Annotated in this window: 19 protein-coding genes; 5 read left to right on the forward strand and 14 right to left on the reverse strand. The window is 35.8% G+C overall.

Annotation, left to right across the window (positions count from 1 at the left end; genetic code table 11):
• The 14 genes from H560_RS0116855 to H560_RS23430 all read right to left on the reverse strand — a co-directional run bounded on the left by H560_RS0116855 (position 1) and on the right by H560_RS23430 (position 12,366).
• On the reverse strand, positions 1–831 hold the full coding sequence (locus H560_RS0116855; protein WP_051289370.1) for a hypothetical protein: 831 nt from the start codon (positions 829–831) through the stop codon (positions 1–3).
• Between the two features lie 6 nt (positions 832–837).
• Positions 838–1,503, reverse strand: coding sequence for a hypothetical protein (locus H560_RS0116860; protein ID WP_027381115.1), 666 nt, complete (start codon positions 1,501–1,503; stop codon positions 838–840).
• Position 1,504: 1 nt separating this feature from the next.
• A complete protein-coding gene (locus H560_RS0116865) occupies positions 1,505–2,227 on the reverse strand; it encodes a hypothetical protein (protein WP_051289371.1) in 723 nt (240 codons plus the stop codon).
• 11 nt (positions 2,228–2,238) lie between these two features.
• Complete coding sequence (locus H560_RS0116870; RefSeq protein WP_228372496.1) at positions 2,239–2,964, reverse strand: hypothetical protein; 726 nt, start codon at positions 2,962–2,964, stop codon at positions 2,239–2,241.
• Positions 2,951–6,025, reverse strand: a complete 3,075-nt coding sequence (locus tag H560_RS0116875) for a TraG family conjugative transposon ATPase (RefSeq protein ID WP_027381118.1) — start codon at positions 6,023–6,025, stop codon at positions 2,951–2,953. The genes H560_RS0116870 and H560_RS0116875 overlap by 14 nt, the downstream gene beginning before the upstream one ends.
• Positions 5,997–6,311 carry a DUF4133 domain-containing protein gene (locus H560_RS0116880; RefSeq protein ID WP_027381119.1) on the reverse strand — a complete coding sequence of 105 codons (315 nt, stop codon included), beginning with the start codon at positions 6,309–6,311 and terminating at the stop codon, positions 5,997–5,999. The genes H560_RS0116875 and H560_RS0116880 overlap by 29 nt, the downstream gene beginning before the upstream one ends.
• A gap of 1 nt (position 6,312) precedes the next feature.
• Complete coding sequence (locus tag H560_RS0116885) at positions 6,313–6,633, reverse strand: DUF4134 domain-containing protein (RefSeq protein WP_371462110.1); 321 nt, start codon at positions 6,631–6,633, stop codon at positions 6,313–6,315.
• Between the two features lie 135 nt (positions 6,634–6,768).
• Positions 6,769–7,362: a hypothetical protein gene (locus H560_RS0116890; RefSeq protein WP_027381121.1), complete on the reverse strand. Its 594-nt coding sequence runs from the start codon at positions 7,360–7,362 to the stop codon at positions 6,769–6,771.
• Between the two features lie 45 nt (positions 7,363–7,407).
• Entirely contained in the window at positions 7,408–8,058 is a 651-nt protein-coding gene (locus tag H560_RS0116895; protein ID WP_027381122.1) for a ParA family protein, read from the reverse strand.
• A 76-nt stretch (positions 8,059–8,134) separates the two neighbouring features.
• Positions 8,135–9,625, reverse strand: a complete 1,491-nt coding sequence (locus tag H560_RS0116900; RefSeq protein WP_027381123.1) for a relaxase/mobilization nuclease domain-containing protein — start codon at positions 9,623–9,625, stop codon at positions 8,135–8,137.
• Positions 9,622–9,978 carry a hypothetical protein gene (locus H560_RS0116905; RefSeq protein ID WP_027381124.1) on the reverse strand — a complete coding sequence of 119 codons (357 nt, stop codon included), beginning with the start codon at positions 9,976–9,978 and terminating at the stop codon, positions 9,622–9,624. The genes H560_RS0116900 and H560_RS0116905 overlap by 4 nt, the downstream gene beginning before the upstream one ends.
• A 40-nt stretch (positions 9,979–10,018) precedes the next feature.
• A complete protein-coding gene (locus H560_RS0116910; protein ID WP_123983440.1) occupies positions 10,019–10,342 on the reverse strand; it encodes a bacteriophage spanin2 family protein in 324 nt (107 codons plus the stop codon).
• Between the two features lie 55 nt (positions 10,343–10,397).
• Complete coding sequence (locus tag H560_RS0116915; protein WP_027381126.1) at positions 10,398–11,489, reverse strand: hypothetical protein; 1,092 nt, start codon at positions 11,487–11,489, stop codon at positions 10,398–10,400.
• Positions 11,490–11,571: 82 nt separating this feature from the next.
• Positions 11,572–12,366, reverse strand: a complete 795-nt coding sequence (locus H560_RS23430) for a hypothetical protein (RefSeq protein WP_027381127.1) — start codon at positions 12,364–12,366, stop codon at positions 11,572–11,574.
• 196 nt (positions 12,367–12,562) lie between these two features.
• Here H560_RS23430 and H560_RS0116925 point away from each other — a divergent pair, with 196 nt between their 5' ends.
• Genes H560_RS0116925 through gcvH form a run of 5 tightly spaced genes read left to right on the forward strand, consistent with a single transcriptional unit; the run spans position 12,563 to position 15,704 of the window.
• Entirely contained in the window at positions 12,563–12,889 is a 327-nt protein-coding gene (locus H560_RS0116925) for an ArsR/SmtB family transcription factor (RefSeq protein WP_002981116.1), read from the forward strand.
• A 56-nt stretch (positions 12,890–12,945) separates the two neighbouring features.
• Positions 12,946–13,419 carry a DUF6428 family protein gene (locus H560_RS0116930; protein WP_027381128.1) on the forward strand — a complete coding sequence of 158 codons (474 nt, stop codon included), beginning with the start codon at positions 12,946–12,948 and terminating at the stop codon, positions 13,417–13,419.
• Between the two features lie 52 nt (positions 13,420–13,471).
• Positions 13,472–14,533 (forward strand): ArsO family NAD(P)H-dependent flavin-containing monooxygenase, encoded by a 1,062-nt coding sequence (locus tag H560_RS0116935; protein WP_027381129.1) that lies wholly within the window; start codon positions 13,472–13,474, stop codon positions 14,531–14,533.
• A gap of 1 nt (position 14,534) precedes the next feature.
• Positions 14,535–15,308 carry a metallophosphoesterase family protein gene (locus H560_RS0116940; RefSeq protein WP_027381130.1) on the forward strand — a complete coding sequence of 258 codons (774 nt, stop codon included), beginning with the start codon at positions 14,535–14,537 and terminating at the stop codon, positions 15,306–15,308.
• 18 nt (positions 15,309–15,326) lie between these two features.
• Positions 15,327–15,704: a glycine cleavage system protein GcvH gene (gene gcvH, locus H560_RS0116945; protein WP_027381131.1), complete on the forward strand. Its 378-nt coding sequence runs from the start codon at positions 15,327–15,329 to the stop codon at positions 15,702–15,704.

The following is a 15,704-nucleotide window of genomic DNA, read 5'->3' on the forward strand; positions in this document are numbered from 1 at the left end:
TTAATATCGGTGTTTATATTGGCTCATCACATTGTGAACGATCTGCTGGTCTGAAGCAGGTATCCATCCCGGTGGTAAGGCATAATTTGAATGGTTTTTCAAAATATTTTTATAATCTGTAAGAAGTGTTGTCTTATTATTGTGCTTCCTTAATTCCGTTACAAATTTTCTCCATTTGATAAGGGTTTCGTGGTACATAATGAATCGTTTTCCCCTTGGCATATCCATACTTCTCGACATTGAATATTTTTCTTTGATGAGATCCAATTCTTCCTGAAGTCTTCTTATGGTGCCTGTTGAGCTGAGTGTTTCAAACGTTTGTTGGTATTTCAGTCGCCATTCTTGAAAATTTTGAGGTGTATCGGGGAATTCGGTAATTGGTTTTAGCATTCGTTTGTAATACAATAACCATAGAGGGTCTGCATCGACAGTAGCGGAAGTCCAATGGGCAAAATCCTGAATACTTCTTTTATGAATAGTGTCTGAAGCTGCTTTTATATTTTTTGCCTCTTCCTCCTGAAATTTTAATTGAGCGAATCTTTGATTTTGCACTCCGGTAGGTTTTAATGGTCGAATGTCTTCGCCATCTTTATAATCCCTGTTAATTTTCGGAGCCCACATTCCCCAAACCGTGGCGTAGGCAAAATTGGTTTGAATGCCTAAAAAATATTTTGGGTAAGGTCTCCAATCTCCCCAATCTTGAAAGACCATTCTTTTATGCTGGGCAACAATGGAAGGGTCATTCAATCTCTTTACACTCAATTGTGCAAACACAGTGGCTGCAAAAAAGAGCAACTGAAATAGACTGATTTTTTTTAGTAGATTTTCCATAATTTTTTAATTAAAGAGGTACTGGTATTTAGTGATGATGTCGCCAACAATGGCTTTGTCTATATTGATGTAATTGCGGAGAACCGGAACCTGATACAGATAAGGGATTTTCTTGGCATTCTCTAATCGCAGATTGATGTACAGAATATTTCCGTTGATATTTCTGACACGGGTAAATATCTTTTCAATAAGCATTTCCCTATCCATAGCATCCATCAGAAAATCTTTATCTTCATTGAGAATATCCTGGGTAACTTCCTGCTGAAGTTTGATCGTTTGCTTGCCTATCTCAACATAATATTTTGATACCAAGACGGCGTATTCAGGATGTTGTGCCGATAAATCCAGCATTTTGTTGGAGTTCGTCACTATTTTACCCAAATATTGATAGAGGTAAATGAGTTTTTTACTCTGGGTCAGGGCTGAATTCACATTTTTCAGTTGTTGATAGATGTATTCCTGAATGGCTATGATCTGCGTTATCTTATTATTGACATCGTCATACAGTTCTTTTTGCTTTTCATACGAATCCAAAAAAGTCTGTTCACTTCCCAATCGAACGCCGTGATTTACGGTGATCTGTGATAAAAGTTTGTCATTGATAACTATCTGCTGGCTTTTTACGGATGCAACAGTGAAGAATAAAACTCCGGAAAAAAATAGTTTTTTCATTTTAGAAAGATTTGATGTTATCCATGATGCTTTCAACTACTTGCTTATCCCTATTGACATAATATTGAAAGGCTCTTTTGTTACGTTTTACTTTGGCTTTAATATCTCTTATCTTGAGCAGCATATGCGTAGAATTCCTGCTTATTGCCTTTAGTTCCCCTAAAGCATAGTCCAATAATACTTTACGTTCTGATTTTTCCATTTGGTTGATGGCTCCGTAAGACAAAATGATCCCTGTTACTAACCTTGTTACCATTTGCAGATCATCAACAAATTGAACCTGGGAAGGCAATACCGCAATAATTGAATAAGGAGCATCACTTATTTCATTGATAATAGCAGTCTGATTGTTTGTTATTTTGGTTATTTCCCTGCTCATTGCTATTCCTGTCGGTACAGCTTGAATGGCAAATGAAATAATCCGCAATCTGTCCTGAACTTTGGTAATCTTTTCCTTGAATTGGTTCCATTGGGTTCTATTAGCTGTTTCTACGGTAGCATTGGCAATTTGTTTTTGTCGCATTTCTTTTTGCCTGTCGTGTTCTTTCATCGTGGCATTGATTTCTATATCCATCATCGGAAATGATACATTTTCCTGTTGCCAAGCCGGTGTAGAGCCACCACCGGAGGATGTCAATACGAAATAAACTACAGGAATAAGCAAACTGACAACAATTTTCTTTTTGACTCCGCATAGTCGGCAAATCTCATTTTTCGATTTCATAATAGAAAAATTTAAAAATTCCGTTTGTACCTGTTCATTATGTTTTCAACAATAGCTTTGTCTGTATTGATGTAGCCTGCAAATGGATTAATGGAATTCCAGAATCCCAATCGATTGGCTTTTTCCAGTCGTAGTTTTATCGCCAAAAGCCATAGTTTCAGATTTTTGACATTACCTGAAATATTATGAAGAATTTTGTAGCGGTCTCCTGCTGTTGCAAGATTCAGCTCTCCGGAAGCGAGAATATCAGAAACATCTGTAACAATCTTTAGACTTTGCTCATACGTTTTTTGTGAAGCTTTCACCCCAAAAATGGCATACTCAGGATGTTCTGATGCTAGTTGTATCACTTGTGATGAATAATTGTAGCATTTATTAAGTTCAGAGTAGATTTCCTGTGCCTGAATTCCATTTTGTAAAGTGCCGGAAACCTCTTTTAAACCCTTCAGAATTTTATTCTGAATGTCATTAGCTGCCACCATCTGAGTCCCCACCCAGGTCTGTGCGTCCTTTAATTTTGAAGTTTCATCAATGACTTCGTTCTGTTTGGCTTTTAGATTTTCAGAATAAAGAATCATTGCCGCTGTTACCGTAGGGTCGATGTAAGTGTTTTGAGCGAATCCCATTGTCTCCCAGAAGGAGAAAATTAGTAGAAAAACCTTCAATATAATATGGTTCGCCAGAGATGAAACGTGACGAAATCCTCTTGGTAAATTTATAGGTCTAAACGTTTTCATAAGCGTAATTTTGTTTACTGATTAATTCTGAAAAACTGATATTGCGGTCTTCTAATTCCTGTGTGATAGTCTTGAAGACATTCTTCCCTTTGTGTTCCTTTTTCATCATTCTGTAGAAAGAATTGATTTTATCATCCAATGGATTTTGATATAAGTTCACCAGTGACACTAAGTTTTCCAGACTGTCTCCGAAGGTTTTGAGATCACCAACTATTTTGCGCAATGCTTCATCATAGTCGCCATATTGACATACATAATATTCAACTGCCGATTTTTCCGGTTTTTCTGTAGTGTAGGTGAGATATTGCTCCAATGAAACCTCATTTCCATAGACCTCTCCTTTTGAACCTCTTTTTAAGTAAAATTCTTTGAATCGGCTTCTTCCGAATTTGTTGTTGAGATTGTTGATGGTAAAAATCTTGTTTTGCTCTACTTTATTGAGCGATAGCAATGAAGCGATTTTATCAAAGTTGTCTTTGAACTTCGTCTGGTCAAGCAATATAAAAGTGTCCGAATTATTGATGATGGAATCTTTAACCACTGCATTTCCAATAATGTCATCCAGTTCCTGCGTTACCACCACCGCTTCTCCCCAAAATTTCCTCACCGTTTTATATAAATAAAGAATGTATCCACCCATCAATTTACTAGCAATGGCCTTCCACGCTTCTTCGATTATTAAGGCTTTTCTGCGGTCTTTTCTGAGTCTCATTTTCTGAATAAAAGTGTCCATAATAATGAGCGTTACTATCGGAAACAATTTCGGATTATCCTTAACATTATCAATTTCAAAAACAATAAAAGATTCGTCAAAAAGCGTATTATCGGCACTTTCATTTAAAGTGGTTCCGTACCTTCCGCCTTTGTAAAAATCTTTCAGTACAAATAAAAAGGTGCGGAGATTGAATTCCTTTTCTATGATATTGTGTTTCTTATTATTCAGGTAAATAGGAAGAAATTGATCGCAATAATCATAAAACCCATTGAACGAAAGTTCTTTTACAACCAGCTTTTCTTCCAGTTCTTTTATTTTTCTGATAATGGCTTTTCTAAAGGATTCATTCCATTCTTCAGCTGATCTGGGTTGCCTGATGATATCATTCGACCTGATTAAAATCAACTGCGTTTCATTGTATATTTTCCTTCTTTCTTCATCGTTCAGCGTGTCATACGCTTCATAAACCTTGTAGAAATTTTCGCTTTCATATTCCGGGTTATTAATGTTCTTGTCGGGATGATAAAATTTCAATAATTTTCTTCCCGCTTCCTTTATTTCATCGGAACTGGCATCGAAAGTAATTCCCAAAATGTCATAGTAAGTATACTGTCCTTTGGCTTCGTTTTCATATTCAGAAAAAAGATCATCTTCGTGAATGTTGTATTTACCCAGATAGAGAATGAGTTCTTCAGAAGTTTTATTTTCATACCACTCTGTTCCTGAGTTGAAGTATTGATGGTAATAAGACATCAAAACATTATCTAAAATGGATTTTTGAGCCGATGACATTGCAGCATCGGGACCTTGCCAGATCAGGAAGATCAGGTTGGTCAAAAATTCTATTTTTTCGATATTAAATTCTTTTTGATCCATCAGAAAAGGATTCATAGTAATCGGTTTTTCTTCTGTGTATTGGATGTATCTTCCTCCTTTGTATTTACAAGTTCCTGAATAAGAATCTCCAGTGTCAACAATAACTACGTCATAGTTATACGTGAGATATTGCTCTATAATATTGTTCATCAAAAATGACTTTCCGGAACCTGATGGTCCTAATACAAATTTATTTCTGTTATTAATTCTTCCTGTTTTCATCGGTAAATCCGAAGGATCAACTTTCAGCGGAACACCTTGTCTATCGGTAAATCGTAAATAGAAATTGGATTCTTCATTCACGGGGTAACTTTCTTTAAAAAAAAAACACAAGGCCGCTTCGCTTGTCGTCATAAATAGATCGTATTCCCTAAGTTCTGTTCCATTGCCAGGAATGGCTGATCGCCAGAGTTCGAGTTGGTTGTAGGCATTTTTAGAAACAATAATTCCTTTCGTGAATAATTTGTTTTCAATCATCGACTGAATATTTTCCATTTTCTCCAGTGTTTCTGCGGAAAATAAGATTGAAAAATGAGCATTGACAACGAGCTGTCCGTCAATCGCTATATTATGAAGCAGGGTCTGAATTTCATCTGCTATAATCGCGTTGGACGGAGAATTGTTAGCTGCTCCTTCGTGTTTTTTCTTCTTTTTATCAAGCTCCCTTTGTTGTTGTGCCTGAAGCGGAATGGTAATGATCTGATTGTAGACAATGGTCTCATAATCTTCCAGTTCATTAATAAAACTAAAATTATCAACCGCCGTTTCAGCTGCCGCACCGTTTCCTCCGAGAAAAGAGTAAGGCTCAATTTCTGAAGGCAGATCAATATTTTCTACATCCACGTAAGAAATATTCTTCACGAATCGGTTCCCAATCTGTAAAAATTCGTTGGTGCTTTTGATATTATCAAATGTTGGAGATTCGGAAAACTGCATCGACAAAACTCCGGAAATGTAGTATTCGAAATCTTTCTCAAATAGAAACTCAGGTTCACAATTGTTCTGCTTCAAAAGCATCAATACTTTTTGGCACTTATCCCTTAATTCTTTGTAGCTTTTATCCGAAAAATGATAATGCTTCATTTTCTTTTTCAGCTTATCATCGATGATATCTGTAAAGAAAAGAACCGTTTCAATGGTTTTGAAAAGCCTGCCGTCAAAATGTTCCGAATATTTTTGTTGTAGAAATTGGTTTGATTGTTCAGCGGTGTATCTTTTTTTAGAAAAAATATCGAGCTTCTGAACAATTCTTCCTTCTCCAATGATCGACACCACCTGATTTAACACCGTGTGGAAATTGAGATAGCTGTCAGGATCTGCCGAATATTGTTCGACAATATTTTTTACCTTAATCCCAATAATAGGGTTTCCGTATTGTCCGAAAAGAACATCAAAATCCCAATTGAAATCTTTTCCATAATCGTATCCAATAAATGGGATGCTAAAGGCTTGTTTTTTTGCTGTTGCCATTCTTAAGAAGTTTATTATTATGTAATCTTTTTGGAAAAATTAAAATCTGATCGAAGTTTTTGGTTTTATCATACAAACCATACTTATCCTGTCTTTTGAAAATGAAGTAAACACCTCCCGCAGTGACTGCAAGACCAAGCAGAGAGCCTAATAGACCGAACTTTGAGAGTACCAATGCTGAAATCACCCCGCCTCCGATAACGCCGACTGCATAAATGATGTACTTCCCTTTGAGCCCGAAGAATACAAGGGGTTTTTTCAACCCCTTGTAAAGATAGAATCCCATACTAGGCAAAGAATGCTGTTACAAATTCCGGAACTACAATCAAGAAGATCATCGCTCCTCCATAACCAAGGATCTCTTTGTTGACATCCTGGTCACCATTCGTCCATTTGTTATACACACGAAGACCTCCGATGAAACCGACCAATCCACCCACTGCTTTCAAGATCAGCTTTACGGGATCCCAATAATCTGTAATATCACTTGCTGCGTTGGAGATAGCGGTTGCTCCTCCTTGTGCAAATGCTGGGGTTATTGCCATAATTGCCAAGGCTAGGGTTAGAACTTTTTTTGTTGTCACGTTTTTTGTGAAAAAATTTTTCATCATAATTCAAAAAATTTATAAAGGGTTAATAATCAATTGAGTGTTAAATTTTGGGCATAGAAGTCCCGGACAACGGATGGAAATCCGCTGTTAATTCTAATAATCAGTGCGTTAGATTTTGTTTAAGTTGGCTAACTACATCGTGGATTGATAAACTTTGTATCCATCGTAGTTCGCCACCATTTGAACCAAGGTTTCAGAAAGATTAAGCATCGCCTTCCAATCTTTTATTCTGGAAGTTTCCTGGTCTGCACTAACCGTGATTGGGTTTTCGCTAATCACTTCGTTAGGTTTCTCGTTTTCAATTTCGTCTGGTATTTTTTCTTTCTGGTCAAAATACGCATCGCTTAATTCAGCTTTTTGAGGGTAAGGTTGGTTTTCAATTTCCGTGGAATCCTTTTTTGATGGATTGTCGAATTCATCCAAATCTTGTTCAGATTCAAATAGTTCCCTCAAATGCTCCAGATCTTGTCTTTCTTCATTTCCTTCAGTGATATCAGAATGGACTGGATTTTTATTAAAGGATTTGGGAGTGTTGAGATTTTCTACATCTTCAATCCCTATAGTTGCAGTAAGATCTTCGTACTGCTCGGAAATTTCGGACAACGAAAATTCCTCCGTCTCTTCTTTATAGATTTCTTTTTCTTTTTTTAGAAACAGATCGTATAAGATATTTCCGGCGTAATACGTCAGATAAACAGCTAAGATGCAAAGCGAGATTTTTATCATTTTTACTGAAGTTATAGAGATTAATACTTAGGTATATTTTTTATTTCAAAGGGTGATCTTCAATGTTTGATTAATATATTCTATCAATTCATCGAAAGATTTTCTTACCCCGTATTTTTGTTCGTAGGTCAGCTTTCTGGTATCAATCTTTTGCAGGACATTTTTTTTGAATACAGGATTTTCTAGCAGCAATCCGAATTTTTTCAGCTCAATGTCCATTCCTTCCTGATTCAGATACTTGTAGCCCTTATCATATTTGGAGCGGATAAATACTCTTTCTGCCTCACTTTCCAATAGTCCCAGCATATTGATAAAGACCAATGTGGACTTGACAGAAACATCTGAATACTCAAATGGAATCACGATAAAATCACTGTAAATGAGCAGATCGCTGTATTTTGCATCGAGTGTCCCTGCCAAGTCAAAAAGGTTGATCTCATCGCTATCTTTTAAATTAATGAGGGTCTCAAAGTCTGAAAATGGCTGTTGGTCTTCATCGCCAATAATTTCCACTTCATATAATTTCGGACTTTCCGATAATTCATCATCTTTCCATTTGTAGTAAAATGATTTCTGATAATCAAAATCAAAAACATTGATTTTCCTTTCCGAAATTGCCGAAATGTAATTGGCAAAAGCGATGGCTAATGTCGTTTTTCCGGTTCCTCCTTTTTGTGTGGCAAATGTGATGATCATTGGGTCTAGTTTTTTGTTTTTAGTTGAATGTTGTTGGACTGGAGAAGATTTTTCTATCAACCGACAACTACCAATTTTATCGTCTTTTTTTTCGTCTTTTTTTGAGTTCATTTTCGGCAGGGTCTTTTGCAGTTCCCGAACTTTTCATTAACTCAAACAGCATCTTGTTAACGGCTTTGTTTAATTCTGATTTCTCATTGTTTTCGGTCCGGTTTTCTGTCTGCACTTCATTTACACCTGTCGGATTCAGAAATTTTTGATATTCCTTTTCTCCGATTAATGGTTGAAGTTCACCCACGTAATGGAATCTGGTATGAACAGCATACAGCTTTCCGTCTTCAGCAGTCGTTATAGAAATATCTTTTTTTTCATCATTTGTGTTTTTTTGATTTCTAATAAAATCCTTTACTTCAAACTGGACTTTTCGATAGGTTTCCAGATCTTTCTTTCCTTTGTTCTCAAAAAGCATAAAATCCTTGATTTGCGTTTCCGGATTGTTTTTATTGAAAAATTGAAACAGGATATTTTTTGTTTCCTGACTGCGGGTATTATAATCCTTCAGTATTTCAAAAGTCTTCTTATCCAGCCTGTCATAAGTAAATTCAAACACTTCATTCATTTTCAGAATATCACTTCCTTTATATACTTTTCCTGTTTTGTGGTCGATTAAAGTGTAGCCAAAAGGATTTTTATCTTCTTTATGATGAAAAACCATATCGATCCCGAAAACATCTTTCAGCTTCTTTTGGAGTTCACTTTCAAAACTGATTTTTATTTTTAATTCATTTTCTCGTAACTTTTCCTTTGGGAGCATCGATTGCTGTTGCCTATCATCTTCCACTTTAAAAACCTTGGTGGAATACAATTCTTTGTATTTGCTTAGTATGGCTTTGATCTGCTTTGCCCTTTTATCATTTTTACTGTTATCAAAAACAATCTGATTTCCTGAAAGTGTTTGCTGTATTACGCCGTTTTTTAAAATGTTAAAAGAATTTTCATCATTTGTGTTTTTGCCTATCTTATATCCATTTCTATTGAGTAGAGTTTCTAACTGATTAAGCGAACTTATTTTGTAGTTCAGCAGTTTTTCCAGTTCTTCTTCCGGTTTCTGACCATACAATTTTTCCATTGTAACGCTTAATGCTTTTTGGGCTTTAAGCCTTTCATAACTGTCATTGATCTTTTTCCCTGTCTGTTTATCAACCCGGGTTGAAACAATGTGTACGTGATTATTATCTGTATCCTTATGAAAAACCACAATAAAAGGCTGTCCGCTATATTTCATTTCATCCATAAAATTCTCCGCTATCTTAGTAAGCTCTTCTTTCGAATGTCCTTGAAATTTCGTAGAGATCATCGCATGAAATTGAGGCTTTAATACTTTTTTGTTCCCAATCGAAATAGCTATCAAATAGTTTCTTACTTCTTCCTTGCTGCTTGATTCGTTAATGAAGGAAGGAAAATTTTTCATCAGCATTAATTCTCCGGTTCCTTTGTCAATTTTCTTATCATTATAATGAACTCCTGGAAAACTGGGACCTGCCGGATCCATGATCTTAACAATCATCTCGATAGCTTTGCATAGATTTTTGTAAAGATTTCGTTCTGTTGTTTTTTCAGAATTATGATCTCCAATAACTTATCTGAAAAATTTCTGAGTTCATTTTCGCTGATAAATTTTTGACCATTTGCTATTTTTGCTACCTGATTGATGTTGGTTTCAATTTTCCCGAAAATGTTATCCTGTTTTTCTATGAACGCCAATATTTTTCTCCTCTCATCATTTAAAATCCTGTTCTCAACAGAGTCGATGATTAAGCTTGTCAGAGAAATTTGCTTTTTGGAACAAAGATTTTTCCAGTCTTTCTTTTTTTGACTCTTTATCCTGATCAAAATCACCTCATCTTTTAATTCGTCCATACTCAGTTTCAAATCAAGTTTGATCTAATGAATGCTATTACTAAATAGGAATGAAGATGACCGCTGCAATTGCCATAATGCCCACAACAATGGAACTCACGACTTTTACTTTTTTCACTTCCCTGATGTGTTTTTTATCAATTGATATAAAATCTCCTTTATTGGAAATGCCGTAAATACTTTTGCTGTCAATTGATGTTATTTTTATTTTATGAATTTTTGTAGTGAAATCCTGAACTTCATATTTCTGATTTAATTCTAAAGAATCATCTTTTAAAGGCTTAACAGGATTGGAAATAATAGATTTACAGGATGTGAGACACATACAAATAACCAGGATAATGAGTTTGAAATAGATTGTCATTGTTCTGTTTTTTAGATTATGAAATGCTTGGTAGAAGTCTTTTATTACATTGATCTTAGGGTATTACCCAACTCGCTACTCCATTCACACTTTTCAGAATATACGTTCCGGTCGAGGGAGGGTTAGGAACTGTCTCTGTTGCAAAACCAAATGAGCCATCAGCTTTGGCAACTACTTTTTTTGTATAGGATGAATCTCCGTCTGCATTGGGCATTTGGGAAGGTGTAACGCTTAGCTTGCCATTGATATTTAACCATCTTTCAGAAAAATCCCCCGAGATCAAAGCAAATTTGTAATCCGTATAATTGTTCGTGATACTATCCCAAAAGCTGGTTGAACTTGTTGTAACGGGGGTTGAATGTATAGCTAGTTTATTACTTACGCTTCTGTTTCCTGTGGCCGGACTACCAGCGCCAATGCCAATGAAAATATTGTTAGACCCTGTTCGGTTTCCTGTTCCTGACAGATAGCCAATAGATATGTTATCATTTCCTGACGTAATGTAGGACATCGCTCCTGGACCAATTCCAATATTTCTGCTTCCGGAAATCACTCCGTTTGCAATCCCATTCAATGCCGAAACTCCTGCGCCATAATTGAGCTTGCCCGTTACTTCGCCTTGAGACATTGCATAAGCACTGGCTGAGTTTCCTTTTCCAGAGGTTATATTAGAGTCGGTTGCAAAAATAGAATTGTAGTCACCAGTGATGGGACTTCTGGAAATGCCCAGTATGTAATTTTCTTTCTCATCAAAATTAAGATGAAGACTGTTCTTGACAATAAGTTCAACCGTAGAAGTGTTGCCCTTGAGTGCAACTGTATTTAGTGGGTCTTCTTGTATAAATGACTTCCATAGATCACCGTCAAAATAATACAACCCGGACTTTGTGATATGAATGACCTGACCGGATAAATTAGTAGCTGGAGATGTTACAAACACGACAGCTCCTTTTTTTGCAGATGAATATGTTTTTGCTGCGAGTTGGTTTCCTGTAATCCGTGGAGGAATAATCCCGTCATAATGATTGGTGTCATTTGGTTTCCCTACAACTTCTAAAGTGGCCTCGGGCGTCTGGGTGTTGATGCCAATCTGTCCCTGTATTGATATTGCTATGAAAGGCAGAAAAAAATAAATTAATGTTTTCATTTTATTTTTTATTAAAATTCATTTGGTCTTAAGAATCGTATTAACTGTTTTAATTTGTATTAATTGCTATAATTTTAGCACCCTATTGTAGATAGGGTCTGATCCAATTTGAGTAGCCCTGAAGTTCTCCATAAGTATAATATGATGTTGATATTGCGCCTAAAGAAGCTTGAGGAATTTTTATGGTAAAATTTTCAAGCAAGGCAGGAATAAGCATTGTTGAATTCTCAGGATGTAAAAAAACAATCTGGTTAGGGATATACCCTATGTCACTAAAGATATCCGAAATATTTATAAGTGCATCTGAAGTAATTGGTTCTGAATCAGTCGACCTGAATATTTGAAATTTTACATTGACGATACCATTAACTTTTCTGAATGATACGGATCCTTTTAGTCCTCCATAATTTTTGGTTCCAATCGTATAGAATTTGGAAGCCATTAAATAGGCATTAGTATTTCCATTATAATTAACCGGAGCGGACCAGGTAGAAGTTGCACTAAGAGCTGCAGTACTGTTATGGTCAAATGTTAATAGAATTCTATATTCAGTGGGTTGCTTTTCCTTTGAAAATGTTTGCCACAAATTGCCATCAAAATAATATAATCCGGGTTCAGTTATTTGAATGACTTGTCCCGATAAATTGGTAGCCGGAGATGTTACAAAGACGACAGATCCTTTTTTTGAAGATGAATATGTTTTTGCCGCAAGTTGGTCTCCTGCAATCCTTGGAGGAATTATTCCATCATAATGATTGGCATCATTTGGTTTTCCTACAACTTCTAAAGTCGCTTCAGGCGTTTGGGTATTGATGCCGACCTGACCTTGGATTGATAGTACAATTAATGTTAGTAGAAGATGACTCAATTTTTTCATTAGTATTTTGATTAAAAATTCTGTGACAAAATTGGGCGTTAAAACCTTCTAAAACAATAGTATTCAATGGGTTTTGGCTAAATAAGAATAATCTGGATTAGTCTGGAAACTTACGAAGATTAAAAAAGAATAATCTGGATTAATTTGGATTCTTCAAAATATTTATCGTAATATTGCAATATTAAACTTTGCAATTATGGGAGCTACTAAAACAGAACATTTTACAGATAAACAAAATCAAATTGCAACTATTGCAAAAGCATTAGGACATCCTGCCAGAATAGCTATTATTGAGTATTTGATGAAAGTCAATGAGTGTATTTGTGGCGACATCGTGAATGAATTACCCTTAGCTCAACCTACCGTTTCTCAGCATTTGAAAGAACTGAAAAATGCCGGGATCATAAAAGGTAACATTTCCGGAAACGCTATCTGCTATTGTATAGACGAAAAGACCATCGAAATTCTCAACACTTATTTTTCCGCAATAGTACAAACTGTTACCAAATCAAAATGCTGTTAAGCGTTTTTTTACCTAAATATATCGCAATATTGCATTTAACCTATAAACATTTAATTATGAAATTATCAGAAGTAAAACAAATTTTACCAACATTAGAAAATGTTGAATTCCAGTTAGAAAATGGAGCTTATGTTCCGGAACATTTTCACGTTACAGAAGTAGGAATGATTAATAAAAACTTTATTGATTGTGGCGGTGTCATCCGTTCAGAGAAGGTTGTGAATTTTCAGCTTTGGAATGCAGACGATTTTGAACACCGTTTAAAGCCTAACAAATTACTCAACATTATCAAACTTTCTGAAGACAAATTGGGAATCGGGGATTTTGATATTGAAGTTGAATATCAAAGTGATACTATCGGAAAATATGACTTAGAATTCAATGGAAAAACATTTATTCTAAAAAATAAAACTACAGCTTGTTTAGCACAGGATGCTTGCGGAATCCCATCAGAAAAAGAAAAAAAGAATCTAATTGAACTTGGTGTAAACCAAAACAGTTCTTGTACGCCTGGCGGAGGTTGCTGCTAAACATAATTTACTCACTAATCTGCCATTATAAAATAATCAAAACCAAAGATTAATGGATGAAATATACGACGTCGTTGTTATTGGAGGAGGACAAAGTGCTTTAGCTTGTGGATATTATTTGAGAAGAGCTAAACTGAATTATGTAATATTGGATAAACAAATTATATCTGGAGGTGCCTGGCTTCATACTTGGGACAGTCTAACCCTTTTTTCACCAGCCGATTACAGTTCCTTGCCTGGCTGGGCGATGCCGAAATCTAAAAATAAATTTCCTCCTAAGCAAGAAGTAATAAATTACTTACAGCAATACGAAGCACACTATCAGCTGAATATAAGACGGGGATTTGAGGTTAATAATATCAAAAAAAATGGAGATTTTTTTATCGTTGATATACAACAGAACACTATAAAAGCTAAGTCAATTATTTCAGCAACCGGAACCTGGGGAAACCCTACTATTCCAAACATAGATGGCATCGAAAGTTTTAAGGGAATACAAATTCATTCCGGAAACTACAAAAATCCAGAGGACTTTATAGGAATGAAAACTTTAGTCATTGGTGAAGGGAATTCAGGTGCACAGATTGTAGCTGAAGTTTCAAGATTTACTGAAACAAAATGGTCTACAAAAAGAGAACCTCAATTTCTTCCAGACAATGTAGATGGTTATTACCTATTTAATGTTGCGTCAGCGAAATACAAAGCGGAAAAAGAAGGAAAACCCTTTGATGCATCGCAGTACAATTTAGGAAATATCGTTATGGTTCCTCCTGTTAAAGAAGCTCAGAAAAGAGGCGTTTTAGTTTCAAGCGGTTCATTTCATAAAATTTATGATCAAGGTGTGGTATGGGATGATGGAAATTCAGAAGAGTTTGATGCTTTTGTCTGGTGCACAGGCTTTGGTTATGACACCGCCTACTTAAGATCAATCGTCCGTATAGATGAAAGTGGTATCGCTAAAACCACAGATAGCAGATCTTTGGAAATGGAAGGTTTATGGTTTGTTGGCTATGGTAACTGGACAGGCTATGCATCTGCAACATTAATTGGTATAAACAGATCTGCAAAACAAACAATAATTGAAATAGAAGAATTCTTAAATAAAAATAAATAAAATGAAAATTGCATTATTCAGCGACATTCACGCTAATCTCCCTGCATTGGAAGCATTCTTTGCAGATGTTGAAAAAAGAAATCCCGACAGCATTTATTGCTTGGGAGATTTAGTAGGTTACAATATTTGGCCAAACGAAGTGGTCAATGAAATCCGTAAAAGAAGAATACCAACTATTGCAGGCAACTACGATTTTGGCATTGGGAGAATGAGTAATGAATGCGGTTGCGCCTACAAAACAGATGCTGAGAAGGACAACGGAAATATCTCCATTTCATTTACCAATTCTTTGATGAAAGATGATGAAAGGGCGTACCTGCGCACACTTCCAGCACATATAAAAGTAGAATTTCAACTGAACGAAGACAAACTGAACCTGCTTTTGGTACACGGGAGTCCGAGAAAAATAAATGAATATCTTTTCGAAGACCGTGAAGAAAAAAGTATGCTTCGTATTATGGAACAGGCCGATGCCGACATTATGTGTTTCGGACATACACACAAACCATATCATAGAGTTTTAAATTCGGGTATTGATGGACAAGATCATTTTCGTCACGCAGTAAATATCGGTTCCGTTGGGAAGCCGAAAGACAATGATATCAGAGGTGGTTACGTGATGTTGACAGTTGATGAAAATAGTTCTGTTTTAAACAAAGAAAGCATCAGTGTAGAATTTATCCGCTTCGACTATGACTTTGAAAAGGCGGCAAAGGCAGTGGAAGACAGCCCTCTTCCAAACGAGTATGCAGAAAATCTAAGACGTGGCTATTAATCTTTAAAATCTAAAAAAATGGAACTTCCAAAAGATCTACATTATTCAAAAGAACATACTTGGGTTAGTATTGAGAACAAAACTGCAACGGTCGGTATTACAGCATTTGCTCAAAAGGAATTGGGAGAAATCGTATATGTTGACTTGCCGAATGTTAATCATAACTTCAATCAAGACGAAGTATTTGGCTCTGTAGAAGCAATTAAAACCGTCAGCGACCTATTTATGCCTCTTTCAGGAAAAATTATTGAAACCAATGAGCAACTTTTAAACGAGCCAACGCTTGTAAATTCTAATCCGTTTGATAATGGCTGGATGGTGAAAATTGAAATTGAAGACGTAAGAGAAACAGAAAATTTATTAACAGCGGAACAATACGCTCAACTCAATAATTAG

The organism is Chryseobacterium daeguense DSM 19388 (assembly GCF_000430825.1).
Classification (GTDB): Bacteria; Bacteroidota; Bacteroidia; order Flavobacteriales; family Weeksellaceae; genus Chryseobacterium; species Chryseobacterium daeguense.

Coding starts and splice junctions, on each gene's coding strand:
- H560_RS0116880 (WP_027381119.1), bottom strand. CDS start 6,311: ATGGGATTCTATCTTTACAAGGGGTTGAAAAAACCCCTTGTATTCTTC.
- H560_RS0116865 (WP_051289371.1), bottom strand. CDS start 2,227: ATGAAATCGAAAAATGAGATTTGCCGACTATGCGGAGTCAAAAAGAAA.
- H560_RS0116890 (WP_027381121.1), bottom strand. CDS start 7,362: ATGATAAAAATCTCGCTTTGCATCTTAGCTGTTTATCTGACGTATTAC.
- H560_RS0116900 (WP_027381123.1), bottom strand. CDS start 9,625: ATGATTGTTAAGATCATGGATCCGGCAGGTCCCAGTTTTCCAGGAGTT.
- H560_RS0116905 (WP_027381124.1), bottom strand. CDS start 9,978: ATGGACGAATTAAAAGATGAGGTGATTTTGATCAGGATAAAGAGTCAA.
- H560_RS0116940 (WP_027381130.1), top strand. CDS start 14,535: ATGAAAATTGCATTATTCAGCGACATTCACGCTAATCTCCCTGCATTG.
- H560_RS0116930 (WP_027381128.1), top strand. CDS start 12,946: ATGAAATTATCAGAAGTAAAACAAATTTTACCAACATTAGAAAATGTT.
- H560_RS0116935 (WP_027381129.1), top strand. CDS start 13,472: ATGGATGAAATATACGACGTCGTTGTTATTGGAGGAGGACAAAGTGCT.
- H560_RS0116915 (WP_027381126.1), bottom strand. CDS start 11,489: ATGAAAACATTAATTTATTTTTTTCTGCCTTTCATAGCAATATCAATA.
- H560_RS0116860 (WP_027381115.1), bottom strand. CDS start 1,503: ATGAAAAAACTATTTTTTTCCGGAGTTTTATTCTTCACTGTTGCATCC.
- H560_RS0116925 (WP_002981116.1), top strand. CDS start 12,563: ATGGGAGCTACTAAAACAGAACATTTTACAGATAAACAAAATCAAATT.
- H560_RS0116875 (WP_027381118.1), bottom strand. CDS start 6,025: ATGGCAACAGCAAAAAAACAAGCCTTTAGCATCCCATTTATTGGATAC.
- H560_RS0116910 (WP_123983440.1), bottom strand. CDS start 10,342: ATGACAATCTATTTCAAACTCATTATCCTGGTTATTTGTATGTGTCTC.
- H560_RS0116855 (WP_051289370.1), bottom strand. CDS start 831: ATGGAAAATCTACTAAAAAAAATCAGTCTATTTCAGTTGCTCTTTTTT.
- H560_RS0116885 (WP_371462110.1), bottom strand. CDS start 6,633: ATGAAAAATTTTTTCACAAAAAACGTGACAACAAAAAAAGTTCTAACC.
- H560_RS0116895 (WP_027381122.1), bottom strand. CDS start 8,058: ATGATCATCACATTTGCCACACAAAAAGGAGGAACCGGAAAAACGACA.
- gcvH (WP_027381131.1), top strand. CDS start 15,327: ATGGAACTTCCAAAAGATCTACATTATTCAAAAGAACATACTTGGGTT.
- H560_RS0116870 (WP_228372496.1), bottom strand. CDS start 2,964: ATGAAAACGTTTAGACCTATAAATTTACCAAGAGGATTTCGTCACGTT.
- H560_RS23430 (WP_027381127.1), bottom strand. CDS start 12,366: ATGAAAAAATTGAGTCATCTTCTACTAACATTAATTGTACTATCAATC.